Origin of the sequence: Archangium primigenium (assembly GCF_016904885.1) — a bacterium.
In the GTDB taxonomy this organism is placed as follows: Bacteria; Myxococcota; Myxococcia; order Myxococcales; family Myxococcaceae; genus Cystobacter; species Cystobacter primigenius.
In genome coordinates this window covers 2,314,792-2,338,419 of the sequence record NZ_JADWYI010000001.1, presented here as the reverse complement: position 1 = coordinate 2,338,419, position 23,628 = coordinate 2,314,792, and the positions used below count along the sequence as shown (strand labels likewise).

General features: G+C 66.5%; 23 protein-coding genes. 8 read left to right on the top strand and 15 right to left on the bottom strand.

The genetic code is table 11. The annotated features are described in order from the left end of the window. Nucleotides 1–48 precede the first annotated feature (48 nt). The 7 genes from I3V78_RS40455 to I3V78_RS09930 all read right to left on the bottom strand — a co-directional run bounded on the left by I3V78_RS40455 (nucleotide 49) and on the right by I3V78_RS09930 (nucleotide 7,024). Entirely contained in the window at nucleotides 49–357 is a 309-nt protein-coding gene (locus I3V78_RS40455) for a transposase (RefSeq protein ID WP_204486420.1), read from the bottom strand. A 93-nt stretch (nucleotides 358–450) separates the two neighbouring features. Next, nucleotides 451–1,134, bottom strand: coding sequence for a DUF2290 domain-containing protein (locus I3V78_RS09955; RefSeq protein WP_204486418.1), 684 nt, complete (start codon nucleotides 1,132–1,134; stop codon nucleotides 451–453). 19 nt (nucleotides 1,135–1,153) lie between these two features. Then, nucleotides 1,154–2,095: an ATP-binding domain-containing protein gene (locus I3V78_RS09950; protein WP_204486416.1), complete on the bottom strand. Its 942-nt coding sequence runs from the start codon at nucleotides 2,093–2,095 to the stop codon at nucleotides 1,154–1,156. 80 nt (nucleotides 2,096–2,175) lie between these two features. Then, nucleotides 2,176–2,706 carry an IS630 family transposase gene (locus I3V78_RS09945; protein WP_204484412.1) on the bottom strand — a complete coding sequence of 177 codons (531 nt, stop codon included), beginning with the start codon at nucleotides 2,704–2,706 and terminating at the stop codon, nucleotides 2,176–2,178. After that, nucleotides 2,652–3,140: a helix-turn-helix domain-containing protein gene (locus I3V78_RS40310; RefSeq protein WP_204484413.1), complete on the bottom strand. Its 489-nt coding sequence runs from the start codon at nucleotides 3,138–3,140 to the stop codon at nucleotides 2,652–2,654. The genes I3V78_RS09945 and I3V78_RS40310 overlap by 55 nt, the downstream gene beginning before the upstream one ends. Nucleotides 3,141–3,144: 4 nt before the next feature. After that, nucleotides 3,145–4,287 (bottom strand): DEAD/DEAH box helicase, encoded by a 1,143-nt coding sequence (locus I3V78_RS09935; RefSeq protein WP_204486414.1) that lies wholly within the window; start codon nucleotides 4,285–4,287, stop codon nucleotides 3,145–3,147. A gap of 424 nt (nucleotides 4,288–4,711) precedes the next feature. Continuing rightward, on the bottom strand, nucleotides 4,712–7,024 hold the full coding sequence (locus tag I3V78_RS09930; protein WP_204486412.1) for a hypothetical protein: 2,313 nt from the start codon (nucleotides 7,022–7,024) through the stop codon (nucleotides 4,712–4,714). Nucleotides 7,025–7,177: 153 nt separating this feature from the next. Here I3V78_RS09930 and I3V78_RS09925 point away from each other — a divergent pair, with 153 nt between their 5' ends. From I3V78_RS09925 to I3V78_RS09900, 6 genes are all read left to right on the top strand, one after another. Beyond that, on the top strand, nucleotides 7,178–8,758 hold the full coding sequence (locus I3V78_RS09925) for an FG-GAP-like repeat-containing protein (RefSeq protein ID WP_204486410.1): 1,581 nt from the start codon (nucleotides 7,178–7,180) through the stop codon (nucleotides 8,756–8,758). A 14-nt stretch (nucleotides 8,759–8,772) separates the two neighbouring features. Beyond that, nucleotides 8,773–10,320, top strand: a complete 1,548-nt coding sequence (locus tag I3V78_RS09920; protein ID WP_239576372.1) for a GMC family oxidoreductase — start codon at nucleotides 8,773–8,775, stop codon at nucleotides 10,318–10,320. A 106-nt stretch (nucleotides 10,321–10,426) separates the two neighbouring features. Continuing rightward, nucleotides 10,427–11,458: a terpene synthase family protein gene (locus I3V78_RS09915; protein WP_204486409.1), complete on the top strand. Its 1,032-nt coding sequence runs from the start codon at nucleotides 10,427–10,429 to the stop codon at nucleotides 11,456–11,458. A gap of 21 nt (nucleotides 11,459–11,479) precedes the next feature. Then, on the top strand, nucleotides 11,480–11,620 hold the full coding sequence (locus tag I3V78_RS09910; protein WP_204486408.1) for a hypothetical protein: 141 nt from the start codon (nucleotides 11,480–11,482) through the stop codon (nucleotides 11,618–11,620). 31 nt (nucleotides 11,621–11,651) lie between these two features. Continuing rightward, nucleotides 11,652–12,632 (top strand): extracellular catalytic domain type 1 short-chain-length polyhydroxyalkanoate depolymerase, encoded by a 981-nt coding sequence (locus I3V78_RS09905; protein WP_239576371.1) that lies wholly within the window; start codon nucleotides 11,652–11,654, stop codon nucleotides 12,630–12,632. Nucleotides 12,633–12,733: 101 nt separating this feature from the next. Next, complete coding sequence (locus tag I3V78_RS09900) at nucleotides 12,734–13,324, top strand: hypothetical protein (protein WP_239576370.1); 591 nt, start codon at nucleotides 12,734–12,736, stop codon at nucleotides 13,322–13,324. A 55-nt stretch (nucleotides 13,325–13,379) separates the two neighbouring features. On the opposite strand, the gene I3V78_RS09895 is transcribed toward I3V78_RS09900, so the two are convergent. The 3 genes from I3V78_RS09895 to I3V78_RS09885 form a co-directional block, all read right to left on the bottom strand. After that, complete coding sequence (locus I3V78_RS09895) at nucleotides 13,380–15,887, bottom strand: jacalin family lectin (protein ID WP_204486407.1); 2,508 nt, start codon at nucleotides 15,885–15,887, stop codon at nucleotides 13,380–13,382. A gap of 18 nt (nucleotides 15,888–15,905) precedes the next feature. After that, complete coding sequence (locus I3V78_RS09890; RefSeq protein ID WP_204486406.1) at nucleotides 15,906–17,354, bottom strand: hypothetical protein; 1,449 nt, start codon at nucleotides 17,352–17,354, stop codon at nucleotides 15,906–15,908. A gap of 139 nt (nucleotides 17,355–17,493) precedes the next feature. Next, a complete protein-coding gene (locus tag I3V78_RS09885; RefSeq protein WP_204486403.1) occupies nucleotides 17,494–18,414 on the bottom strand; it encodes a hypothetical protein in 921 nt (306 codons plus the stop codon). Nucleotides 18,415–18,571: 157 nt separating this feature from the next. Between I3V78_RS09885 and I3V78_RS09880 the strand changes: the two genes are divergently transcribed. Then, on the top strand, nucleotides 18,572–19,024 hold the full coding sequence (locus I3V78_RS09880) for a GNAT family N-acetyltransferase (protein WP_204496568.1): 453 nt from the start codon (nucleotides 18,572–18,574) through the stop codon (nucleotides 19,022–19,024). A gap of 14 nt (nucleotides 19,025–19,038) precedes the next feature. Here I3V78_RS09880 and I3V78_RS09875 read toward each other — a convergent pair whose 3' ends face one another. The 5 genes from I3V78_RS09875 to I3V78_RS09855 all read right to left on the bottom strand — a co-directional run bounded on the left by I3V78_RS09875 (nucleotide 19,039) and on the right by I3V78_RS09855 (nucleotide 21,955). Then, nucleotides 19,039–19,887, bottom strand: coding sequence for an ergot alkaloid biosynthesis protein (locus I3V78_RS09875; protein ID WP_204486401.1), 849 nt, complete (start codon nucleotides 19,885–19,887; stop codon nucleotides 19,039–19,041). 447 nt (nucleotides 19,888–20,334) lie between these two features. After that, nucleotides 20,335–20,733 (bottom strand): VOC family protein, encoded by a 399-nt coding sequence (locus I3V78_RS09870; protein ID WP_204486400.1) that lies wholly within the window; start codon nucleotides 20,731–20,733, stop codon nucleotides 20,335–20,337. A gap of 361 nt (nucleotides 20,734–21,094) precedes the next feature. Further along, a complete protein-coding gene (locus tag I3V78_RS09865) occupies nucleotides 21,095–21,256 on the bottom strand; it encodes a hypothetical protein (protein ID WP_204486398.1) in 162 nt (53 codons plus the stop codon). A 94-nt stretch (nucleotides 21,257–21,350) separates the two neighbouring features. Continuing rightward, nucleotides 21,351–21,626 (bottom strand): hypothetical protein, encoded by a 276-nt coding sequence (locus I3V78_RS09860; RefSeq protein WP_204486395.1) that lies wholly within the window; start codon nucleotides 21,624–21,626, stop codon nucleotides 21,351–21,353. Nucleotides 21,627–21,673: 47 nt separating this feature from the next. Beyond that, nucleotides 21,674–21,955 carry a hypothetical protein gene (locus tag I3V78_RS09855; RefSeq protein ID WP_204486393.1) on the bottom strand — a complete coding sequence of 94 codons (282 nt, stop codon included), beginning with the start codon at nucleotides 21,953–21,955 and terminating at the stop codon, nucleotides 21,674–21,676. Nucleotides 21,956–22,186: 231 nt separating this feature from the next. On the opposite strand from I3V78_RS09855, the gene I3V78_RS09850 reads away from it, so the two are divergent. After that, nucleotides 22,187–23,599: an acyl-CoA dehydrogenase family protein gene (locus tag I3V78_RS09850; RefSeq protein ID WP_204486390.1), complete on the top strand. Its 1,413-nt coding sequence runs from the start codon at nucleotides 22,187–22,189 to the stop codon at nucleotides 23,597–23,599. Nucleotides 23,600–23,628: the final 29 nt, after the last annotated feature.

Below are 23,628 nucleotides of genomic sequence, written 5' to 3'. Positions count from 1 at the left end.
GTGGACACCCATGTAAGTCGGCTACACGGGAGGTAGGACTGTTCCGCTTTAGTGGCTCTTCCGCATTTCATGGGCGCCGCCGCTGGAGGACAGATAAGCATCGCTCCCGCGACCATCCACGTCCGTACGGGATGCACACAAACTGTGGGAGAGCCACAAGAGCGGATCAGCGCCACCGTCGCGGCGCCAACGCATGAAGCGGTCGTAGGCGGTCTGCCAGGGCCCGTAGCGCTCGGGGATGTCGCGCCAGGGGGCGCCCGTGTGCAGTCGCCAAGAAATGGCGTTGAGCGGGGGGGCGATGGATCCCTCCAGCCCACCCTCTCCCCTGATTGGGCAGCAGCGGCTCAATCGCTGCACACCGCCGGTCGTTCAGTTCGTAGCGCTAGGTCATGGCTGGTGTGCCTCCTCGCGGACTCAATAACCGGCCTCGCCCCATCCGTCAGACAGGGTCTAGCGGAGGAAAACCTCCAACTTGTCTAGGGGGCGAAGAAACGCCTTGTCGACCTCACGAAGATCATCCCGCACTGCACGCGCGAGCCCAGGGGGGGGAGAAGAACTCGCTCCGATTAGGGCTAGCCATTTTTTGCAGTAAGACTGCCTCAGAACGAAAGCGACAAAGGCGAGTGGGGTAAAAATTCGGTCCGTACCAATACGAATGTCGTTTTCGTGACCGATATGGAGGTGAGAGGCGGGGTGACTGCCTTCGCGATACGCCGAAGGGTCGTAGTCATAGCGAATAGGCGTGACGGCACTCTTAAGTCCTGCTTCAGCAAGGACCTGTTCATAGTCATCCATGAAAGCGTCGCCCACATCACTTTGGTCCAATCCATTTTCCCTTAGAAACTCTTCATATGAGGGTGCTGCGAAAGGAGCCTCATAGTAGGAGAAGGATATAAGCTCCTGACCGTTCTCTACGCCTGCTCGGAAGAGGAAAAGAGCGCCATCAATTAGCTGGAAGTCGAATAATTTCTCTTGAACAAGGAACCGGTACGCTCCCGCGTAGCCGAGCCGACGCAGTTGAGCTGGTAGCCCACTGGGGTACTTAGGTTCAAAAATGCGTTCGGCAGCGAGTCCCAGGTCGCCAAGGATCTTCCAGGGATGGACGAGTTGAGGGCCGAAATCATTTGGGCTCACGGAGTAGTCCCCTGGTCCTTTACTTGGGAGAAGTCCGTGCCTTCTCTCTGCTGAGGATTCTGGCTTTGACAAGCTCCTCGATCTCCTCCTCAGAAAGCTGAGACTCCAGAAGATCGAGCGCGCGGTCGATTTCACGACGGCGCGAGCCCCCAGTCTCCAAGTCTCGCTTCATAATGGTCAGTTGCTCCTTACTTGGGTACGTGAAGCGCAGGAAGGGAAAATTCTGTTTAGAGGTTGCGATTTCGTTTGCGAACTTTGCTGCGAAATCGCCCACCCCTGAAATGCGAACCCAGGCTTTCGCGCGCGTGAGCGCCGCAAATACCGTATTCCGGCTGCGAACATCGGGAGCGGCAAAGTTTGCATCAATTCCCGTGATGTAAACCATGTATGCCTCGTTCCCCTTTGCCTTGTAAGCCGTGGACAGAGTGACATACCCTTCTTTGGTGAAGTCAGCCAATCCGTAGCGATCCGCGTGAAAATTGTGAACTCCAATGCCACGTTCGATGAGCCGATCCCCAATCGCTTTAAGGTAGGCATTGGTGTTCCGGTTATCGGTACAAATCACCAAAACCTCTTCCGGCCGAAGCCCCTGCGCAACATCGTCGGCAATAGATGCGGCAACCCAGTCCACTTCCTCGGTGAGGTTACTTGCGACCTTTACCTTTATGATTTCATCTATAGAATTAGAACTAGAGATCGAGGTAAGGGAGTTTTCTTCTGGCCTTTCGATCTCTACCGCTACACCCTCGGTCAATTCTCCCTTGCGGACAATATAGCCAATATCTTTCCAATGCTCCTTATCGGGAAGCATCTGAACGATCTTTCCATACAGCCCAAGTCCGACTGCGTGTGCACTGACCAGAATTTCGCGCGGATTCCGGTAGCACTTGTAAAGGACAACATCCTCGGTCAACTCAACAGCCGACCGCCCATCTGATGTCCTACCGAAAATGTCTTCCATCGATGGTGCTTGAGCCTTGAAAATGGTTTGGAACTCATCGTAGGCCCAGACAAACTTGTCCTCGCGAGTTAACGCCGAGATCAGTTGAGCTGAGGGAAGGAAAGGCAGTGGCGGAACCAGGCGGAGAGCTTCGCGAGGGAAGTTGAGGCGCGAAGCCGCCGCACGGTCTGGCGCAGGTCAGCCAAAGCGCGAGGCTCAAGGCGGCGCAGATGCCGCTTGAGGTCCGCCCACCACAGCTCGATGGGGTTGAAGTCAGGGCTGTAGGTGGGCAGGTACACCACGCAGGCGCCCACGGCCGCGATGGCCTGGCGTACGCCCCGCACCTTGTGGGCGCCCAGGTTGTCCATCAGCACGATGTCTCCGGGCCTGAGCCACGGGCAGAGCCGCTCACGCACGAAGCTCAGGAAGACAGCACCGTTGACGGCTCCGCGGTGCGTCATCAGCTTGGGGCGGCTGTCCAGGCGGATGGCACCTATCAGGGTCAGGCTCGTCCACCAGCCGCCCGGACGCAGACCCACGGCGCGCTCACCCACGGGGGCCCAGCCGTACTCGCGCGTCATGCAGGTGTTGCAGAAGGACTCGTCCAGGAAGACGAGTCGACGGGCATCCACGAGGCACAGCAGGGCGGCGATAATCCTACGACGCCAGAGGTTGGGGGGCGCGTCACGCTCGGTGGCGACGAGGGACTTTTTTTGTGTGAGAAACCCAGCCGGTGCAGGGCGCGCTGAAGCGAGGGGCGGCTGGTGACGACGCCCGTGCGCGCCTTCAGCTCGCGGAGCAACTCCCGCACGGTGGCCCCCGGGCGCTCGCGCACCAAGCGCTTGAGTTGCTCGGCCACCGCCCCTCGCAGAGGCGAGAAATTGCCACCCCCTCGCGGCCGGGGCGTGACGTCGCCCGTCTCCCGATGCAGCCGAAGGACTCGGCTGACCGTGGCTTGCGCTACGCCCAGCAGGTGGGCGATGCGCGCGTAGCTCATGTCCTCCTCGTGGAAGGCCCGAACAATCGCCTGCCTCAGCTTCTCCGGGGTGGCCTGACCGACGCTCATCCCCTCAGTTGGACATGACTTCTGAGGTCATGTCAATCGAGCCTTGGGTTAGTGCGCGGCACAACTGAAGAAAAGAGGCAGGAAAGTCCTGCCCCTCGTCGATAAATGCGTAATCATACAGCGGGTGAACACTCTTTGACGCAAGCAACTCCGCGCAAATGAACCCAAATTCATCCCCGGGCCGCTGTCGTGTTGCGTCCGAGAAGGTTAAGGTCCTCTGCCCGAATGCTTTGCAAGCGTCGGAATATACTCCAGCATAGTTAGAGCCTCCCCACGCGTGGAGAACCCGAACTTTCCCCCAGTCGGGGTCCACGTCATTGAACTGACGGTAGAAGCGCGTGATAAGCCGCTTAACGTGTTGGTAAAGGCTCTTCGTGTAGAAAGTATAAAGAATAGTCGCGTCAGGAAAGCGCAGATGAGTAAGAGCCGCCTTCATGGCGAGAATCACAGTCTTTCCCGAGCCAGCGAGACCTCTGATCCGCTGCGCACCAGTTACCTCCGACATGTAAGCGGTCTTCTGCTTTCTGTCGAAGCTTGAGATCTCTGCTTCTAGTCTCCCAACCTGTGCGCCCTTCGAATTGGGGTTGGCTTCGTCGCTCTCTCGCTTCTGCGGACGGACGAGACCTTTTGCACCCTCCACCGTAGCGACAAGTTCTGTGAAGGTGGTTGCATCCAGCGGCGACACAGAGATGTCTTGCAAATACAAGTCCAGTTCGTCATCAGACCTGATTAGTTCTGACTCCGAGACTTCGTCCGTAATCGGCTGACCGTCAAGGAACGGAGCGAAAATCGCAGCTTCCGCAGGGCATACGATCTCACGCTTGCCCTTGCGCAGCGCCTTGTTCCTCAGAAGCCGAGAGAAGATGGAGTTGAAAACCTCATCCAGTTCGCGCTCGACATTCCCAAGGTCATGCTCCGCGACACGCGTAGCGTTCGAAGTCCCGAAGACGACTACCCCGTGGGTTGGCGAGACGAGGAACAGTCGCGAGGTGACAAGCTCTCCTTCGGCATCCCGGAAAATAGGGAATTCGTGATAGATGAGCGCCTTGTCGAGATTCAGGCGGTTTGCATTCGCCTTGAGGTAATCGACGAGAGCCCTGGTTGCAGGGTCGAGAGCCAACCGATTCCGATTGAGGTTCAGTTCCATATGGGTGCTCCATCGTTCCAAGGGGGTAGAGACTAGCTGTAAATGAGGAACGTGTGCAGTTCGCGTACCACTGCGTAGGGACGCGCTACGCATCAACTGCGGCACCCCGTACGGACACTTCGTACAGAGGGGGCCTACAGCGGTGGTCGGACACTCCGTCTGAGATCGATGACCCTCCCCATGCCCTTGGTCCTGGACGCCGCCGTCTACATGGATGAACGTCCACGCGTAGGCACCGTCATCCTGAACTCATGCGCGGAATGAGACTGATCCGCTATTGTGGCTCTCCCCAGTTCGCGTGCATCCTGCGCCTGTTCGCCCGGTTGCCCGCAAGCAGCTTGGGTGCCCGCCGCAGGCGAAACACATGAAGTGAGGCAGAACCACGAAAACGGAGCGAACCAAGCCGCCTCGAAGAGAGGCGCGCTCAGTGGCCCGCGCGGTCGATGACCACCGAAGTCTCGATGTCCCGGTCGATGATCCGCACACCGCAGCGCCCGTACTCGCCGGAGCGCCTGCACCACTCCTTGCCGTCCTCGATCGCGAAGAGGTGGTAGCGCCCGGGCGGCAGCTCGAGCGCGAAGTCCCCGTCGCCGTCGGACATCACGCGCGCCACGACCTCCCCCGCCGACAGCTCGGGCCCCGCCCCACGGATGACGAGCTCGCGCCGCACCCCGCGCGGCTTGCACTCGGCGGGCGGCATGCAGTCGCCCTCGAGCAGACTGACCTTGCCGCTCAGCTCGAACCGGGCATCCGGGTCGACCTTCCGCCCCGGCAGAAAACGCAGGCTCGCCATGAACGCGTCGCTCTCCTCGACGGGCGTCGCCTCCTCGAACCGGATGACCAGCAGCTCCCCGCTGCGGTTCTTCACGTAGTAGGAGCGCCGGGTCTCCTTCTGGACGCGCAGGGCCGGTTGGGCATCGATCATGACCTCGGTCACCTGTTCCGAGGACGACGGGTCGCGCAGCCGCGCCAGGGTGCCCTCCGGATCGACCGTCACCCCCTTCACCCACGCCGCGCCGCGCGAGCCCCGGCCATGCGCGTGCGTGCGCGAGACCGAGAACCCCAGCGTCCCCGGACTCTCGCGGCTCGACCAGTCCTTGGGCAGGCGGCCGGCGATGAGGAACTGCTCGGAGCGGAAGGACGAGGGGTCGCGCGTGAGCACGAGACCGATGGCCGCGGCCACCCCGACGAGGACGACCCCGAGCCCCACGCTCCGGACGGTCCGGGCCGTGATGCGCCAGCCCGGCCGCCCAGGCGAGGCCACGCGCCGAGGCGGCGGAGACCGCGTGGACCGGGGAGACCGCGTCCCGAGACGCGACAGCCGCACGCCCAGAGACGCCCCCGCGACCGTCGCGGTGAACTTCGCGAGCCACCACTCCTGCGCCGCGAAGGAGGGAAACAACGAGTCGTTGCGCCACCATCCGGAGGCGAACTGCTCGAAGAAGCCGAACAGCAGGCCGGCCGCCCCACCGAGGAGCGCGGCGAGCCAGCCCCAGCGGCGCGGCGCCGGAGCCCCGCGCCCAACGGTCCGGGAGATCAGCCACAGGATGCCCATGAAGAGCAGATGGAGGCCCACGAGGCTCAGCGGCGAGGTGTTCGTCAGCCAGGGCGCGAACTTCCGCGCGAGCCGCCGCGAGGCCGCCAGTTGCTCCACCCGGATGCGCTCCGCCTCCTGCTCCGCGGAGCGCAACTTCTGCCATTGCCCCTGGACCAGCACGTCGACGGCGTTCACCCGTCCGTCCCACCCGCGACACGGCACGACCACCCGCCCGTCCGCGAGCTCCTCGGGTGCCGCCGGAGTACAGGCGGAGGCGTCCGGAAGCGCCGGGGAGGTGCTCGTCTGTTGGCCACCTTCGAGCCGCACCAGCACGCTCGGGGGCTTCGCTTCAGGGTTCCCTCCCCGCACGCCCTGGACGATGCCCCAGAGGCCGCCCGCGCGCGCGGGCGAGAGGGCCAGCAGGCGATACCCCGGAAAGGACAGCGCGGACCCCGGGTCGGAAGCCGAGAGGCCGACGCGCTCCAGCTTGTCCCGGTCGACCCGATACAGGGAGCCCTCGGCATCGACCCAGCCCTCGTAGGTGCTCACGCCCGGGACCGCGAGGTTCGACCAGCCCGTCTCGTCCAGGACGCGGAACACGGTGCGCTCCTGGTCGGTGATCATGACCGCGGGGGCGCCCGACCTCCCGACCGGTGCGCACAGGCCGGGGAACACGTCCCGGGCGAGCACCTCGGTGGGCGCCACCCGCACGACCTCGCAATATCGGTGCGCCCGCGAGGGGTCGGCGAAGTTGCGCACCACGGCCGCACCGCCGTCGCGTCCGGGCACGATGCGCCGCTGCCCCACGAGTTCGAGGCGGCAGCCGTCACAGTCCGTCACCTGGGGCGCGTCACCCAGCTCGATGCGCGTCGCCGTGCCGCCGTCCCAGTGCACCGCCGCCGCGGCCCCGGGGGCCAGGAACCAGATGGCATCCGTCTCCGCGAAGGGCGCGTATTCGATACCGCCCTCGGGGCCGCCCAGGTCCACTGTTCCGACAGGCGAGAGGGCGCCGTCGCGTCCAACGCGGTACATCACCGCCGGTCGGCCATACCCGAGCGCGAACGCCTCGCCCGCCACGGTCCTGCTCGCATGGAGGTAGCGGAACGCGGGCGCCTTCGCGTCGGGGCTCGACGCGGAGGCGTCGTCACGGGGCTGGCATCCGCTCAACGCGGCCCACAGGAGAACAAGGGCGATTCGCACGGGGCGCAGGATAGGAGACTTCCCGGCACGGGCTAACGGCCGTCCCCTCCAGTCATGAAATTCGCGATTTCATGGTATAGCCGGGATGGGCGTGGGAGCGTTCGATGCGGTGCGCGCGTCGGGTGTTCCCCATCACGGCACGAGGAGCAAGGGATGAAGACAATGGCCATGAAGTGGATGACGCGGGCAACCCGAGGCGCCTGGGCCCTGGTGGGGAGCGCGGGGCTGGCACTGACGTCCGCGAGCGCCGTGGCGGCGCCGCCCGTGCTGCGGCTGATGCCCGTCGGGGACTCGATCACCTTTGGCGTGGGCAGCCCGACCCATTCGTCGTACCGGCGCCCCCTGGTGGACCTGCTGGCCAACCAGTCCCGGTTCTCGGTGACCTACGTGGGCTCGCAGGCCTCCGGCAACCTGCCGGACCTCGCCAACGAGGGGCACAGCGGCTACATCATCGATGAGATCCGCGCCGGCATCGACGGCTGGATGACGGGGGCCCGGCCGGACGTCGTCCTGTTGCACCTGGGCATCAATGACTTCAATCGCGGAGTCGATACCGCGAACGCGTCCGCCCGGCTGCGGGTGCTGATCGATCGCATCTTCGCCAACAAGCCCGGCATCACCGTGCTGGTGATGGGCCTCATTCCGACCACCGTCGGCCGCGAGGCGCAGGCCGCCACGTTCAACAGCCAGGTGAAGGCCATGGAGAGCGGTCTGCGGCAGGCGGGCAAGAAGTTCCGCTATGTCCAGCCGCCCGCGCTCACCGCCGCCGAGCTTCCCGACAAGCTCCACCCCAACGACGCGGGCTATGCGCGCATGGCCCAGGCCTTCCATGACGTGCTCAACCAGGCGTTCACGGACGGCTGGGTGGCGGGAGGCCGCGCCCTGAACGCGGGCACCGAGTCCGGCACCGGCAAGGTGCGCTGGGCGGACTTCGACGGCGATGGCCGGATGGACTACTTCACGCTCTCGAGCAGCGGCGCGGTGTCCGTCTTCCTCAACCGGGGAGGCGACGGGCGCGGGGGCTGGCAGTCCCTGGGCCAGGTGGCCCCGGGCGTCACCTCCGATGGCAACCGCGTGCGCTTCGCCGACTTCGACGGGGACGGCAAGGCGGACTACCTGACCCTCTCGGCCAGCGGCGCGGTCCAGGTGTATTTGAATCGCGGAGGTGACATTCCCGGGGGCGGGGGGTGGCTGCCTTTGGGCCAGGTGGCGCCCGGCACCACCTCCGATGCCAGCCGCGTGCGCTTCGCCGACCATGACGGGGATGGCAAGGCGGACTACCTGACCCTCTCGGCCAGCGGCGCGGTCCAGGTGTATTTGAATCGTGGGGGCGACATTGCCGGGGGCGGAGGTTGGCTGCCTTTGGGCCAGGTGGCGCCTGGCACCACCTCCGATGCCAGCCGCGTGCGCTTCGCCGACCTCGATGGTGACCGGCGGGCCGACTACATCATGCTGGACGCCAAGGGCGCCGTGCTGACCTACCTCAACCGCGGAGGCGATGGGTACGGCGGCTATCTCGGGCTCGGCCTGACGGCGCCGGGGGTGACCGCGAATGCCAGCCTGGTGTCGTTCGCGGACTTCACGGGCGATGGCAACGCCGACTACGTCGTGGGCAACGCGTCCACGAACGCCGCCTCCGTCTACGGCTGGGCGGGAGGCGACAACAATGGGGGCGTCAACTACGGCGGCTGGATCCCCCTGGGTCAGGTCGCCGGCGGTGTCTCCGTGCCCTGACGTAGACTGGGGCCATGAAGATTGAGCAGGGACACTTCGATTACGTGATCGTGGGCGCGGGGACCGCTGGGTGTGTGGTCGCGCGGCGTCTGGTGGAAGGTTCGGACGCGCGGGTCCTCCTGATCGAGGCGGGAGGATCGGACGAGGGGATCGCGAGCATCTCGCACCCCGCCCGGTGGTTGGAGAACATCGGCGCGGCGCACGACTGGTCCTACGCGTACGAGTCGAGTCCCCACGTGGACAACCGCGCCCTCTTCCTGTCACGCGGCAAGGTGCTGGGCGGCTCGGGCAGCACCAACGGCATGATCTGGGCCCGGGGCAATCGGGCCGACTATGACGGCTGGGCGGCGGCGGGCAACGCGGGTTGGGACTTCGACTCCGTGTTGCCCCTGTTCAAGAAGTCGGAGGACTGGGAAGGGGGCGCCAGTGCGTTTCGCGGCGCGGGCGGCCCCATCCGCATCGAGCGCGCCCGACAGCTCAACCCCGTGGCCGCCGCGCTCATCGACGCGTGCGGCACCTACGGCATGCCGTACCTGGAGGACGTGAACGTCCCCCACCCCGAGGGCGTGGGCCCCATCAACATGAACGTGCGCGAGGGCACCCGCTGCGGCACCGCACGCGCCTTCCTGCAACCCGTGCGGGGCCATGCGAACCTGACGGTCCTCACGGGGGCCCAGGTGGTCTCCCTGACGCTGTCCGGCACGCGCTGCACCGGGCTCGAGCTCCTGATGGACGGCGAGCGCCAGGTCCTCCACGCCTCCCGGGAAGTCATCCTGTGCGCCGGGACGATCGACACCCCTCGGCTCCTGATGTTGTCGGGCATCGGCCCGGCGGAGGACCTGCGACGGCTCGGCATTCCGGTCGCCGCCGCGCTCGCGGGGGTGGGCCAGAACCTCCAGGAGCACGTCATCCTCGCGGGGCTCTGCTTCGAGGCGAAGCAGCCCCTGCCGCCCCCGCACCACAACCTGGTGGACAGCACCTTCTTCTGGAAGAGCCGCGCGAGCCTCCCGGTGCCGGACCTGATGTTCGTGCCCGTGCAGCTGCCCTATGTGTCCGCGGAGATCGCCGCCCAATACCCGGTGCCCCCCCATTCCTTCTGCCTCGCGCCGGGCCTCGTCCATGTCCAGAGCCGGGGACATGTGCGCATGAAGACGGCCCGGCACGACGGGCCGCTGGAGATCCAACCCCACCTCCTGGCCGAGCAGGCCGACGTCGAGGCCCTGGTGGCCGGCCTCGAGCTCGGGCTCGACATCGCCTCGCAGCCCGCGTTCCGGGAGATCGCCCACCGCTGGGTCGCCCCGCCGAAACGGTTGAGCCGGGAGGAGGCGGTGGCCTTCGTGCGCCGCGGCAGCTCGCCCTACTTCCACCCCGTGGGCACCTGCGCGATGGGCTCTGGCGAGGAGGCGGTGGTGGATGCCCGGCTGCGGGTACACGGCCTCGAGGGCCTGCGCATCGCGGACGCGTCGATCATGCCCACCATCCCCTCGGCGGGAACGCTCGCACCCACCGTGATGATCGCGGAGTTCGCCTCACGGCAGCTCCTCGCGACCCACGCGGGCTGAGCCCCTGCCCGCCGTAGGGCGGCGCATCGAATGGGGGGGGGCCATCGTGGAACTCCGGGGTTTTCGTGTAAGAGGGCGCCCCTTCCTTCGAACAAGGCGTTTCGCGATGACTGTCTTGACGGCCGTAACCCCCGCGCCCCCGGTGCCGCCCTTCGTCCTGGATACCCGGTACCAGCGGATCGACTCCCTCATCGAGACGCTCAAGCGGCGCGACTCGGTGGCGTATGACCTCCAGATCGACGGGTCGCGCCACCGCATCGAGTGGCCGGTGGACTTCTCCGCGTATCAGGTCATCGCGAGCACGACCCCGGTCTCCCTGGGGCTCGCCACGCGCGGAGACTTCCCGGAGCTCGAACGGCTGCGCCCCCACCTGCTGCGGGGTGGCTTCGACTTGTTGACCTACTACACGTGCAGCACCCGCTCCGTGCGCTACCTGCAGAACAGCCAGGATCGGATGGACTGGTTCTTCGCCCTGGATGCCTTCGTCGACGGCCAGGAGCTGAGCCCGGAGCAGCGCACGGACGTCGTGCGCGACCTGTGCGCCTGGCTCGAGGACCGCGGCCACCAGAGCCAGACGCGCTGGGTGAACACCCTCAACGCCATGCTGCGGGTCATCCTGGAGGACCTGGAGACGGATGGCATCGACACGTCGCGCCTCATCCAGGACACGCGCGGCTACTTCGAGGGCTTCCTGCTGGAGTTCGATCCGACGGTGACCCTGCCGCGCTACCTGGAGAACCGGGCCCTGACGATCGGGATGCGGCCCGAGGTCGAGTTCTGCTTCGCCTATTCCGGCCTGACGCTGTCCCCCGAGGAGCGGATCGTGGGCGAGCGGATGAAGGAGCTCGCGGCCCACCTCGTGGCGCTGCAGAACGACGCCCTGTCCCAGTCCAAGGAGGAAGCCCAGGAGCAGGGCCACCTGAACCTCAAGGCCTACTTCCCCGAGCCCCGGCCCTACGCGGAGGCGCTGAATGGCCTGTACCGGACCCGCTACGACGCCCTGCGCGCCCTGCGGCCGGGACGCCCCGGTCCGCTCGAGGTGCTCTGGAACATCTGCGCCCAGTGGGTGTGCGGCAGCCTGGTGTGGCACCTCACCACGCCCCGCTACGACCTGGGGCAGTTCGAGCTCCTCGCGTAGGCCGCGCTGGCGGGCGGCGCCTTGACAGGCAAATACCTCGAACAGGGACAGAAGGGTCGGCTGAGTGGCGCGGCCTTCGGCACCTACGAGCAGTACCAGAACGAGCGCACGAACGAGCTCGCGCGCTCGGTGGTGGAAGGCGCCCTGGCGACGGGCGGTTGAGGCCGTGGGCTGAATTCAGTAAGGCGGCGGCATGCGCGCTCTCCTGATGCTCCCGCCGCTGTGCCTGCTCCTGTCCTGTGACTCCCCGACCCGCGCCCCCTCCGGTCCCGCGGTCCTGCCGGAGCACACCTCGTGTTCGGGCCGTCCCCTGGGCCCGGGAACCCATGACCGGACGCTCACCCACCAGGAGCGCACGCGGAACTACCGCCTCCACGTGCCGCCTGGCTATGACCCCACCCGGCCCACCCCGGTGGTGCTCGCCTTCCACGGCTTTGGCTCCAACGAGAAGGAGATGGGGGTCCTGACGCACCTGTCCGAGGAGTCCGATGCCCAGGGGTTCCTCGTGGTGTACGCGCGCGGGCTGGCGGCGGCGGATCTCGGCCAGGAGCCGGATCCGTCGTTCGGTGCGGCGGGCGCGTGGAACGCGGGGGTCTGCTGTGGTCCGGCCCGGGACGCCCAGGTGGATGACGTGGGCTTCGTGGACACGCTGCTGGCGGAGCTGGACACCCAGGTGTGTCTGGACACGAAGCGGGTCTACGCCACGGGATTCTCCAATGGCGGGTTCTTCTCCTACCGGCTCGCCTGCGAGCGCTCCGGGCAGTTCGCGGCCATCGCTCCCGTGGCGGGTGTGGAGAGCGCCACGCCGTGCTCGCCCACGCGCCCCGTGCCGGTCATGCACTTCCACGGCTCGGAGGATCGCACCATCGAGGAGCAGGGGGGCACGGCCTTCTTCCTCACGGGCCCCTACCCCTCCGTGACGGACACCGTGGCGCGCTGGGTGGCGCGCGATGGCTGCACCGGCGAGCCGCGCACCACCTTCCAGAACGGCGACAGCACCTGTGTCAGTTGGGAGTCGTGCGCCCAGGGGGCCACCGTCACCCGCTGCGGCGTCCAGGGCGGCGGCCACACCTGGCCCGGGGGCCCCGAGATTCCGGGGCTGGGCTACACCACGAAGGACCTGGATGCGACGCGTGAGATGTGGCGCTTCTTCGCCGCGCATCCCCGGCCCTGAGCATCCGGTTTCCGCTCTGCCCGCGCTTGCCTGAGCGCCTCGGAGCGGTGGTACAACACGGTGGGCTGTTCGTCCGTCACATCCTTCGCTCGAGGGCATCGATGAGTCCGCTGCGCAGCCTCAGAAGAACGGCGCTGGTGGGTGTTGTCTGGGTGGGAGGGGCGGCGAGTGCCTCGGAGCCCGTGGAGGTCCTCGACGCCGCGAGCGCGGAGCCTCCGCGCAACTACGGCAACCTGCGCGTCGGGGCCTCCACCTCCAGCCTGCGTCCGACGCTCTGTCTGGAGCTCTCGCCTCTCGAGATGCTCTCCCTGGAGGGATGTGGGACGGGCTCGGGCTTCCTGCACCATGACAAGGCGCCGGAGATCGCCCACTTCCGCTCCTGGCTGAAGCTCACGTCCTGGAAGCTGGGCGGAGTCTGGCTGCAACCCCGCATGGGCGTGGGCTTCGCGGAGCTGCAGGTGGGCGAGGACGGGGGAGGCTTTCATTTCGCGGGCGTGGGCGCCACGGGCGTGGAGACGGCTGGCCCCGAGGTGGGCGCCTCGCTGCGTCTGCTGTTGCCCGCCGTGGCCGGAATGGAATGGGTGGGCGAAGTGGGCGTGAGTGGCGCGTATTTCCATTACGCCCCCCTGCTCAACCTCCCGCAGTCTTCCTTCCAGCCGAGCGCGAGCCTCTCCCTGGGCGTTGGATTCTAGCGCCGCCCTCGCCCGGCGGACGCGCCGCGGGGCGAGGGCTTGAGCAGCCCGGAGGCTAGGGCAACTGCACGTTGCCGCCGAGGGCGGCGATGTACGTGCCCCCGCCGGAGTGCACCACCGTGTTGCCGAAGAAGGACCGGATCACGCTGCCCGTGGGCGCGGCGAGCGTGAAGGGCTGGGCGTTGGACACGTTGTCCATGGTCCCGAAGGGGCCGTGGGTCTTGCCACTCGCGGTGTGGATGCTGAGCTGCGCGACCTGCTGAAGGCCGAAGAAGACACCCGTGTAGCCGGTGAGCGACACGATCGCGTCATCGGTGAGGTCGATGGTGGTGGCGATGCCGCCCAGGCCTCCCTGGAGGGGCGCGGTGTTAGTGCCATAGCCAGGCTGAATGGCGTCGAGGATGTCGCCCGAGCGCACCACGAGGCTCGTCATGCGCCCCCAGTTGGCGACCGTGGGCAGGTTGTTCCAGCTCGTGCCCGAGCCTCCCACGGGACCCACGGGCCCATAGGGCATGCCCGTGTTGAACCAGTTCAGGATGAGGCTGCACCGGATGGCCGACAGGTCCCGCGTCACCGGCATGTGCAGCGGTTGGGTGATGTCCAGGCTGAGCACTCGCTGGATCTTCTCGCGGTTGCCCACCACCCCCTCATAGGTCCAGAGCTGGAAGCGGCCCATGATGGGATAGAGCATGCCGTACTGCCGCAGGATGTCGCCAATCCCATTGATCCACGTGGGCGTGCCCGAGATGGGGTTCTGCTGGTAGATCTGGGTGCTGAGCAGATCATTGGGGTCCTGGTTGTAGTCCGAGACCTGGGGCGAGAAGGTGTACTGGGTGAAGTAGACCTGCCCGTCGACGTAGCCGCGCGGATTGCCCGGGTCCTTGCCCGTGAGGGTGACGGAGGCCTTGCCGCCCACGAGGGGCACGGGGTTGCCGGACAGTTGCAGCCGTCCGGGGGGCGTCGAGAGGTTGTTCTCGTCGATGCCATGGGTGCCCGACGTGCCCAGGGTGCCGAGGGTGTAGGTCACCGCCGCGCTCGGATCCAGGGTGTTCAGGCTGACCTTCCACTGCTCCGTGCCCTCGACCCGGCCGAACTTGCGCGCGTAGAAATCGACGACATGCGTCTCTCCTCGCGGAAAGGAGGGGGTGGTCTGCATGCCCGGATTCATGCGGAAGATGAACTTGTCGGCGCGCAGGCTCAAACCCTCCGCGTTCTCCTCCAGCAGCGTCTGGGTCACGACGACGCCCTTGTCGTTCTTCGCCGTACTGCGCAGCGCGAGGGGCAGGTTGGCGAGGCTCTTGGGATCGACGGAGCCGAAGTTGGAGATCACCAGCATGCCGGACTGTTTGTCGATGAAGTCCGCGTTGGTGTAGTCGATCGACGGGACGACGGTCGTGTACGTCTTGGTGCCGCCCGAGACGGTGTAGTAGGCGAGCGACAGGGTGCCGAGCTTCTCCGACCACAGGGGGCGTCCCGGCAGCTCGACGGGCAGCGAGTTGGCGAGGTCGATCGTCAGCGAGGGGGTGCTGCTCTTCACGTCCAGCTGGGCCTGGGCCCACCACGCCGCGGGCTTCGTCGTTTGCGTGGGAGGCGCCAGGGTGCGCGCCGGCACGGCGAAGGTGGGCTCGTCATCCAGGCACGGCCCCACGGAGCCGACGACCTTCCCATAATTGAAGTTGAAGAGGGGCTGCTCGGGCAGGGGGATCGTCGTCTTGGGGTAGGTCCAGGGCGTGTAGGGCCGCTGGGCCGCCGCCAGGATGACCGGGCCGTACTGCTGTGCCGTGCTCTGCCCCAGCAGCTGCACGAGCAGCGAGTCGACGTAGCTCTGCGTGGGGATGAACCCCCGCCCAGGAGGCACGGGATTGCCATTGTCGTCGAAGTTCATCACGTAGTCCTGGAGACTCGTGAGCTGGCTCAGCACCGCCTGGGGAACACCTTGGGCCTGCATCGCCTGGAAGGTGTCGGAGGTGAAGGCATAGAGCTGGGGCGCGTTGTTGTGGGCGCTGACCACCAGACGAATGGACAGGCGGTTGGGTGACAGGGCCTGGAGCTTCTGGAGGAGCGGCGAGCCCGTGACATTCCATTTCAATTGGGTGAGCGTCGACTGATAGACGGCCGAACCGCTCGCGGAGTTGCGGGGCGAGTTGGGCCCCTGCGAGTTGCCCCAGATGCCGTTGAAGGCCACCGGCGAGAAGACGCCCTGGACATAGGCGCCGCTGAAATCGCCGAGCATGACGGTGAGGCCCCAGATCTCACTGCCGTTCTGTTGCATGGGATCCAGGTCCACCATCTTGGGTGGAGCCCCCGTGTACAGGGCCGTGACCGAGCTGCCCAGGAGCGGATCCTGGGTCACCCCGGGGGCCTCGACGGTCGTCACCTGGCAGTTGATGAGATCGAAGACCCCATCCCCCTTGGGCTCCCAGTACAGCTCGATGTTCTCGGCCTTGAGCGAGTCCGCGTTGTAGTTGGCCGGGTTGTAATTGTTGGGCGTGTTGTTGATGGTGGAGGGCGAGGCCTGGAAGGTCCCCGAGAAGTTGATGCGCGGCAGGTCGAGATAGCTCATGGCGGTCGGCTCGGGGCGCTAGTGGCTGGAGAGGTAGGGATTGCAGGTGGTGGGCAGGGCACCGTTCTCGCATCCGCCCGGCATCTGGACGTTGTGGAACAGGTGGCTCAACCCCACGGGCGGCAGGTTCTGGAGGTTGGTGGACCCCTGCATGTTGTGGCAGCTCAAGCAGTTGTAGGGGTTGCTCACCGCCGCGACGCCGTTCTGGACGAAGGTCTCCATGGAGGTGTTGGCGGCCGACAGCGAGCCCTGCTGCGCTTGCAGGTAGGGGGGCAGGGTCCCATTGACGGTCCACACGTTGCCCACGAGCTCGTAGTTGGCCCAGACCTTGTTGATGCGGGTGGGGTTGGCCTGGATGAGCGCCTGGACACTGGCGTTGATGGACTGCATGGCCGCGCTGCTCTGGGCGAGCATCTGCTTCGTCTTGTCCTGACAGGCGAACTGGTTGGGATTGGCCTCGCAGTCATCCCCCGCCGGGAAGGTCCCCACGGCCGAGTCCCCCTCGGGATGCATGCGGCAGACCTGGGCGGGCTTGCCCGCCTGATAGGTGTTGGTCACGCACTGGGTGCAGCTCGGGTTGTAGAAGTTCCACGCGCCGCCGAGCGGCGGGGGGGCCGAGGTGTTGCTGCAATCGGGCGCGTTGTTGCGGTGCTCGAACGTGGCCCAGATGAGCGCCGGGAACTTCGGCGTCTTGGACACGATGTGCATTCCCGTCAGCCCCAGGTTGACCTGGCGGCAGGGCCCGCCCTTGTACTGGATGACGCCGGGGACCACGTAGTAGAGGCCCGAGGACACACCCGCCTCATCGAGCACCATCCAGCTCGTCTTGAGCTCGACGGCGGTGTCGGGCAGGGCCAGGTCCGGGTACTTGCTGCTCAGGTCGATGCCCTTGTTGCCCGGCAGGAGCGGGCCCGCGCAGTGGGCCTTGTAGAGCTGACAGGACGTGAGCATGTCGTAGGCACTCTGATTCACGGACATGCTGTAGTAGACGAACTCGCCCTTCAAATCGATCAGCGGCTGATCCGCTCCGGCCTGCTTGGTGATGTCGGAATAGAGGCGGGGCGTCTTCCCGGACACCGCGGTGCGCTTGGCGGCGGTGGAGCAGGAGGTCGGCGGCTCCTGGCCCCACGGCGTCGGCGTTCCGTCCTTGATGAAGATGCCATACGAGGGCATCCACGTCTCGAATTGCAACTGGTTGGGATTGCCGCTGGCGGGCTGGACGAGCGCGAGCATGCTCTGCCACATGAACTGCTGGAAGTCGCACATCGACTCGTTGCCAGGCACTTCGCTCGGCAGCGTGGCGTTGGTGAGCCAGGCGGGGTCCGCCTGACACGCCCCCGACGGGACCGCCGCCAGGGCCATCCGAGGCGCGGCCTTCTCGACGTCGACGACGGGCTTCGTGGAACACGCCACGAGTCCCAGGGCACCGAACGCCATGGACAGCGGGATGAACGGTTTGAGCGGCACGGAGGTCTCCTCAGAGCGATGTCGACAGGGAAAAGCCCTGACGTCCGCTAGGAGACTATCCGATCCGTACTTGGGGTGACATTTCCGGCGCGGAGTGCACCCGGGAGTCCGCGCCCAGGAACATCGATGATTCGCGCAACTACCGGGGCAGCACCTTGCCGGCGAACGTGCCACTCAGGTCCCCGAACGCGTGGAGACTGAAGACCATGGTGGACTGGAACTCGAAGGCGCTCAGCGCGGGGTAGCCCGCGCTGTCCACGGTGCCCAGGAACGGCTGGCTGGCCCGCGAGAGGAAATCGAGCGGCGAGCCGCTGCCGACACCGTCGATCCAGAAGGCGCCCAACACCTGGTATCCGTCCGGCAAGCGGTTCACGGTGAAGGTGATGGGCTGCCCCGTGAAGAAGGGCGACACGTGCTTCTCCAGCAGGGCCCCGTCCGCTCCGCCGAACTGCACGGTGATGGGACCGGTCTCCACGGAGATGCCCCTCGGGCCCACCGAGCCGTCCTTGATCACGCGAGCCGCCTCGAAGCTGATGACGAAGGGCACGCTCTTGCCCACGAGCGACTTGAACTCGGAGTCCTCGGGACCCTCGTGCAGGGAGAACGTCAGGAGGCCCGAGATGTAGCCCCCTTTGTTCACCGTGATGCCCACGTCCACGCCGCCGCTGCCCGCGAGATTGAAGAGGTAGCGCACCTGGGTCGTCTGCCCCTTGAGCACCGAGAACGTCAGCACGGTGGACGACAGCAGCTCGGCGGCCAGGGTCGTGCCGGGCGCCGACAGGCGCTCCAGGTGCCAGTCCCCGCCCAGCTCGAGGGTGTAGTCGCCCGGCACGAGCGGCACGGTCAACGTGTCGGCCGACGTGTCCGTGATGGACACCGTCTGGGGGCCCGTGAGGGTGAACGTGGCGCCCACCAGCTTGACCGTTCCCTCGGGACTCGGCGCGGTCAACGGCAACCGCAGCGCTCCCTGGGTCTGCTCGGACGGCGGCGGCGCCATCTCGACCGGACCCCCACAGGCCACGACCATCAGCGCGAGGACACACGCGCCCCACTTGCTCATCCCCATTCCGTGACTCCTCTCCCGTGAAGAGGCCTCAGCAATAGGAACGGTCGCGGGATCCGGCAATCGTTGGGGGCGCGATTACTCGGAGTTGTTCACCTTCGCATCGACGGGATTAAAGTCGCGCGTCGCCCTGGCTCGCGGAGACGATCACGTGATGACCCTGCGCCCCGTTTCGGAGGAAGACCTCCCGCGCTTCTTCGAACACCAACGCGACCCCGACGCGCTGCGGATGGCCGCCTTCTCCTCGCGCGAGCGCGACGCCTTCCTGACCCACTGGCGCACGAAGGTCCTCCGCCCCGAGAACGTGACCCGCACGATCCTCGTGGACGGAGTCGTGGCGGGCTACGTCAGCAGTTGGGACCAGGACACCCAGCGGCTCATCGCCTATTGGGTGGGCCGCGAGCACTGGGGCCAAGGCCTCGCGACGCGGGCGCTCGCGGCGTTCCTGGCGCTCGAGCCGATACGTCCCCTGCATGCGTGGGTCGCCCAGCACAACGGGGCGTCGATCCGCGTCCTCGAGAAGTGCGGCTTCCGCCCCGTGGCCCAAGCGCAGCCGGAGCACGAGGACGGCATCGCCGAGGTGCTCATGCGGCTGGGACCCCCCTAGCCCCCGACCTGGAATCACGCGCGCCAGGCCGCGGCATGCTCCCGAGCGAAGTCCACCAGGTCCCGTGGAGGTCGGCCCGTCACCCGCTCCACGGCGTCGGTCGTCCGGTCCTCCGACCCCTGGGAGATGGCCACATCCGAGGCCGACAGCAGCGCGGCGTAGTCTGGCGGCAATCCGTGGCGGACCCAGTACGCGGTGTACTGCGCCTCGGAAAGGGAGACGTGGCGCACGGCCCGGCCCCGCGCGGCGCCGAGGATGTCGGCCACCTCCGCGTAGCTCAGCGTCCGGGGCCCCGTGATCACGTGCTCGGTGTTGTGCGCCGTCGGATCGATGAGGGCCCGGAGGCCCACCTCCGCGATGTCTCCCGCGTCGATGAAGGGCACGCGCCCCTCCCCCGCTGCGGAATAGAGCGCGTCCTCATCGCGCACGTCGTCCCGGGAGGGACCCTCGGAGAAGTTCTGCATGAACCACGAGGGGCGCAGCACCGTCCACTCCGGCGCGCGCTCGTGCAGGAAGCGATGCAGTCCGCCCATGAACGGCCCTCCCTCGGGAACCGCCGAGGAGCTGAGCAACACGAAGCGGCGCATCCCCGCCCCGAGTGCCCGCTCGATGAAGGTTTTCATGGGAGCGGCCGGATCGGGCACGCCCTCGGGAGCCACGAGGTAGACCCGCTCCACGCCCTCCAGGACGGCGGCATGACCCTCCGGCCGCAGCCAGTCGAAGCGCGCGGCCTCCACCCCGTCGGGCGCCTGACCCGAGCGGCTCGCGAGCCGCACCGGCCAGTCCAGCTCCCGCAGCCGCCGCACCAGTCGCGCGCCCGTCTTGCCCGTCCCCCCCGTCACCAGGATCCGAGGCTTGCTCATGACCGTCCCCCCTCCGCGCGCCTCGCCCGCTGGACGACGCGAACCGGCCGCGCGGTGGCGGCGCGGCCCTCGGCCTTCTGCTGGATGTCCATCGCACATCCTCCCGTTGACGTGGAACGGTGGCGTTCCACGGTCACCAGTAAGCAGGGGCCCGCAACAGTCCCAGTCGTGCGTCGTGAGGAGCGTCCAAAAGCCGAAGCTTTCCAACGAGCCGCCCATGCCGAAGACCTTGGCCTCGCATTCGAAGTGGACGAGCAACCGGACCTTGTCCGAACCGATGGGGCTGGGAACTCTCTTGGCCGTCCAGAGCGAGGTATCCGTTTGCCAGGACCCTCTTGTACTGCTCGATCACCGAGTATGAGCATTACCCCAAGCACTCGGTGTAGAACTTCTCCTGGGCTTGCTTGTCGAAGAAGCGCTTCCAGAAGTCCGTCGCGTTGCGCCGGCTCAGGCCTGCGGCGCCGTCCAGACCAGGTTCCACAGGTGGCCGTCGAGGTCCTCGAAACCCTGGTCATACATGAAGCCGTGGTCCTCGGGCGGATGCGGCGTCCGGCCGCCGGCGGCGACGGCCTTGGCGATCAGGGCGTCCACTTCGTCCCGGCTCTCGCAGATCAGGCAGATGACGACCTCGTTGGCCTCCTTCGCCTGCACGACGGGCTTGTCGATGAGGGTCTTGAAGAACGCCTCGGCCGTCAGCATGGCGTGAATGCTGCCCTCCGCGATGATCATGAACGCCGCGCTCTCGTTGCTCATGCGTGGATCGAAGCTGAAGCCGAGCGCGGAGAAGAAGGCCTTGGACTTGTCCAGGTCCTTGACCGGAAGGTTGAAGATGACCTGCTTGTTCATGACGTCCCCATGTCGAAAGGTGGGTGGAACAACGCGTTCTGCCCCGGACGACGAACGACGATGCAGGGGATCGACACGCGCGAACGAATTTTCGCCGCGGCGCCGCGCACCCGACTGCTTCACGGTCGAACGGTGCTGGCGTGTGTGTCCGTGGAACCGTGACCTGCCCCTCGAACTCACGGAGCAGGGCGTGGCCGCCGTACTCCAGGCGGCGCGCGGAGGGGCGGGCCGGTCAGCGCGAGGGCTCGTCCCGAGGCAGGGCCATGGGCGCTTCTCCACCGAGGCCCTGGAAAAAAGCAAGGGGCGCCTCATGGGCGCCCCCGGGAACTCCGTGAGGCTCAAGGCCTCCCGCGACACCTGCTCAGGGGCGGCACATGCCCACGGCGTGCGCGAACCAGCTGGAGGCGTTGGTGTTCGGATCCAGGTCACAGACGCTGAGCCCTTCCGCCCGAGCGGGGGCCGATACCGCGAGCACCGCGAACACAGCCATGGCCACCACCGCGGAAGCAATCTTGCTCTTCATGGTTTCCCGCCTTGCTGGAAATATTCGACTACCCTGAAAATATATCGAGTCCTGGGGCTGGCTGTCAACAGGAGCTGACGCCTCCGGAGTGGGCTCAGCGGCTCCAGCAGACGGCGGCCGGGGAGCGGCCACAGGCGGCCGTCGCGGTGGCCTCGCACTGGCCATAGACCACGCCGGTCCACCCCGACCACTTGCTCTCCGTGCCGGTGCACTTCCAGGTGCACTGCCGCCCGCCAGCGGCCCAGCCTTCACAGACGGCCTGCTCGGTCGCGCCGAGCTGCTCGGCGGCTTCTTCCTCCGGGGAGGGAGCGCCGCAGGCGGTGAGGAGGAGACCAGACACGAGGCCGAGGAACAGGGTCTTCATCTTCATGGGCAAATCCTTGGGGAACGAGGGGTCCGTGTGGAGCGAGCCAGGCGCTACTTGCTCCAGCAGGCGCCGTACGCGGTGCGTCCGCACGCGTTGTTGGCGAACTCCTGGCACTGATTGTGGGCGACGGTGCCAGACGTGGTGGTCCACCACGTGGAGTCGCTGTAGCACTTGAAGGAACAACGCCGCGCTCCCGAGTCCCAGCCCTCACAGAGGGCGCTCTGCGACGTGGCCAGCTCGTCCGTGGGAATCTGCAGTTCCTCGGGGCCAGGCGCTCCGCAAGCGGCGAGCAGCAGACCGGAAACGAACGCCATCAGCAGTGTCTTCTTCATGGTCGGGATCCTCGGGGAGCGCCAGCGGCGGCTCGGAATAGGATTCCCGTATTCAACCGTATTTCACGTTTTACGGCAAGAGCGACAAAAACACGTTTGAGCGGAAATGTAGCTTGAAGTGAGTCCAGGGCGTACGCGGTAGGCATTGGGAGTCGTGCCGCCCCAGGGGAGAGGGATTACACCCCGCGGAGCGGTCCAGGAGGCGGTGAGGAGACTGCTAGGTTGATGCGCATGAATCTCTTGTCCCTCTCCACCGAAGAGTTCTTGAACACCATCGATTCGCACGTCCAAGGACGCTTCGACTCGAAAACCCACCCCCAGGCGGACATCTCCCGCGAGGACTGGGAGTCATTGACGAGGGCTGGCCTGCTTCTGCCCGCGTTGCCGAAGGAGTACGGCGGCAGGGACAGCCACGTCGAGATGTGTCGACTGATCGAGCGCATCTCCGAGCACAGCCTGCCCCTGGGCATGTGCACGATGGTGGTCAGCTTGCTGTTCTTGCGCCATGTCGCCAAGAACGGCACCGACGCGCTCAAGCAGGAGGTGCTTCCGCTCTTCGCCCAGCAGCCGCTGATCGGCGGCTTCGCGCTGACCGAGCCCGATTGTGGCTCATCGATGTCGCGCATGACCACGAGCTTCGAGGAGGTCGACGGCGGCTACCGGATTCGCGGTCAAAAGCACTGGCAGGCCTTCAGCGGGAGCGCTCACTGGTGGGTCGTGAGCGCGCGGCACGTGGACAGGTCGACCAAGCGGTATGCCTACTTCGTCGTCAAGCGGACCGAGGGGTTCAAGACGGTCGAGCGGTATCGCCCCCTGGGACTCAAGCTCATCGATTACGGGCTCAACGAGATCGACGCCTTCGTCCCCAAGCACCGCAAGCTCCAGTGCGAGGAGCACGACTTGAGCGGGGCGCTGGAGATGCTCTGCCCTCCGCGGATCAGCATGGCCGCGCTGGCGAGCGGCTTCTTGAAGCGCATTTCCCGGGACGCGCAAGCGCGGGCGGAGGAACGGCGGATAGGCCCCGTGCGCATCGCCGACATCGGCTACGCGCGGTACCGGCTCAAGTGGATCGAGTCCTCGATGACCATCTGCGAGGCCGCCTGTCGCTACCTCGAGGCCGAGGCGGACCTGCGCGAGGACATGATGGGGAGTTTCTTCGCGGTGCAGGCGATCAAGACGCTGTGCACCGACCGCATGCTCGCCTCGGCGCTCCACTACCAGCAGATGTGTGGCGGCGAGGGCTACCGCTTCGGCGCGCCCTCGAACATCGCGGCGCAGGCGGCCCTCGACGCGCGGGTCTTCCCCATCTTCGATGGGAACAATGATCTGCTGAACCAGCAACTCGCGGAGCACTGCCTGCGCGCGGCCCGGGGCCGCACGCTGAGCGAGTTCCTCGCCGCCCATCCGCTCACGGGGCCCGCGCTCCCGCACGTGGACGTGGCCTTCCTCGATCGCGAGCTGACCCAACCGCACCAGGTCCTCGCCGGCAGGGCGATCGCGACCCTGTTCGGGATGACGCAGGTCATGAAGTACACGAAGGACGGTGGCCCCAGGGCGCGCAGGGCGATCGAGTTCTTGAAGGCCGATCTGCGCACGATCGCCGGGGAGATGGCGCTGCTCGATACGGGCTGCCTCGCCGATTGATCGCGGCGCGAGCCCCGTCCCTCGACCGG

Excerpts from the sequence above, each read along its gene's own strand:
- I3V78_RS09950 (WP_204486416.1), bottom strand. The coding sequence starts at position 2,095 with ATGGAAGACATTTTCGGTAGGACATCAGATGGGCGGTCGGCTGTTGAG.
- I3V78_RS09895 (WP_204486407.1), bottom strand. The coding sequence starts at position 15,887 with ATGAGCTATCTCGACCTGCCGCGCATCAACTTCTCGGGGACCTTCCAG.
- I3V78_RS09860 (WP_204486395.1), bottom strand. The coding sequence starts at position 21,626 with ATGAAGATGAAGACCCTGTTCCTCGGCCTCGTGTCTGGTCTCCTCCTC.
- I3V78_RS09870 (WP_204486400.1), bottom strand. The coding sequence starts at position 20,733 with ATGAACAAGCAGGTCATCTTCAACCTTCCGGTCAAGGACCTGGACAAG.
- I3V78_RS09880 (WP_204496568.1), top strand. The coding sequence starts at position 18,572 with ATGACCCTGCGCCCCGTTTCGGAGGAAGACCTCCCGCGCTTCTTCGAA.
- I3V78_RS09885 (WP_204486403.1), bottom strand. The coding sequence starts at position 18,414 with ATGAGCAAGTGGGGCGCGTGTGTCCTCGCGCTGATGGTCGTGGCCTGT.
- I3V78_RS09920 (WP_239576372.1), top strand. The coding sequence starts at position 8,773 with ATGAAGATTGAGCAGGGACACTTCGATTACGTGATCGTGGGCGCGGGG.
- I3V78_RS09900 (WP_239576370.1), top strand. The coding sequence starts at position 12,734 with ATGAGTCCGCTGCGCAGCCTCAGAAGAACGGCGCTGGTGGGTGTTGTC.
- I3V78_RS09915 (WP_204486409.1), top strand. The coding sequence starts at position 10,427 with ATGACTGTCTTGACGGCCGTAACCCCCGCGCCCCCGGTGCCGCCCTTC.
- I3V78_RS09905 (WP_239576371.1), top strand. The coding sequence starts at position 11,652 with ATGCGCGCTCTCCTGATGCTCCCGCCGCTGTGCCTGCTCCTGTCCTGT.
- I3V78_RS09855 (WP_204486393.1), bottom strand. The coding sequence starts at position 21,955 with ATGAAGAAGACACTGCTGATGGCGTTCGTTTCCGGTCTGCTGCTCGCC.
- I3V78_RS09935 (WP_204486414.1), bottom strand. The coding sequence starts at position 4,287 with ATGGAACTGAACCTCAATCGGAATCGGTTGGCTCTCGACCCTGCAACC.
- I3V78_RS09865 (WP_204486398.1), bottom strand. The coding sequence starts at position 21,256 with ATGAAGAGCAAGATTGCTTCCGCGGTGGTGGCCATGGCTGTGTTCGCG.
- I3V78_RS09875 (WP_204486401.1), bottom strand. The coding sequence starts at position 19,887 with ATGAGCAAGCCTCGGATCCTGGTGACGGGGGGGACGGGCAAGACGGGC.
- I3V78_RS40310 (WP_204484413.1), bottom strand. The coding sequence starts at position 3,140 with ATGAGCGTCGGTCAGGCCACCCCGGAGAAGCTGAGGCAGGCGATTGTT.
- I3V78_RS09850 (WP_204486390.1), top strand. The coding sequence starts at position 22,187 with ATGAATCTCTTGTCCCTCTCCACCGAAGAGTTCTTGAACACCATCGAT.
- I3V78_RS09925 (WP_204486410.1), top strand. The coding sequence starts at position 7,178 with ATGAAGACAATGGCCATGAAGTGGATGACGCGGGCAACCCGAGGCGCC.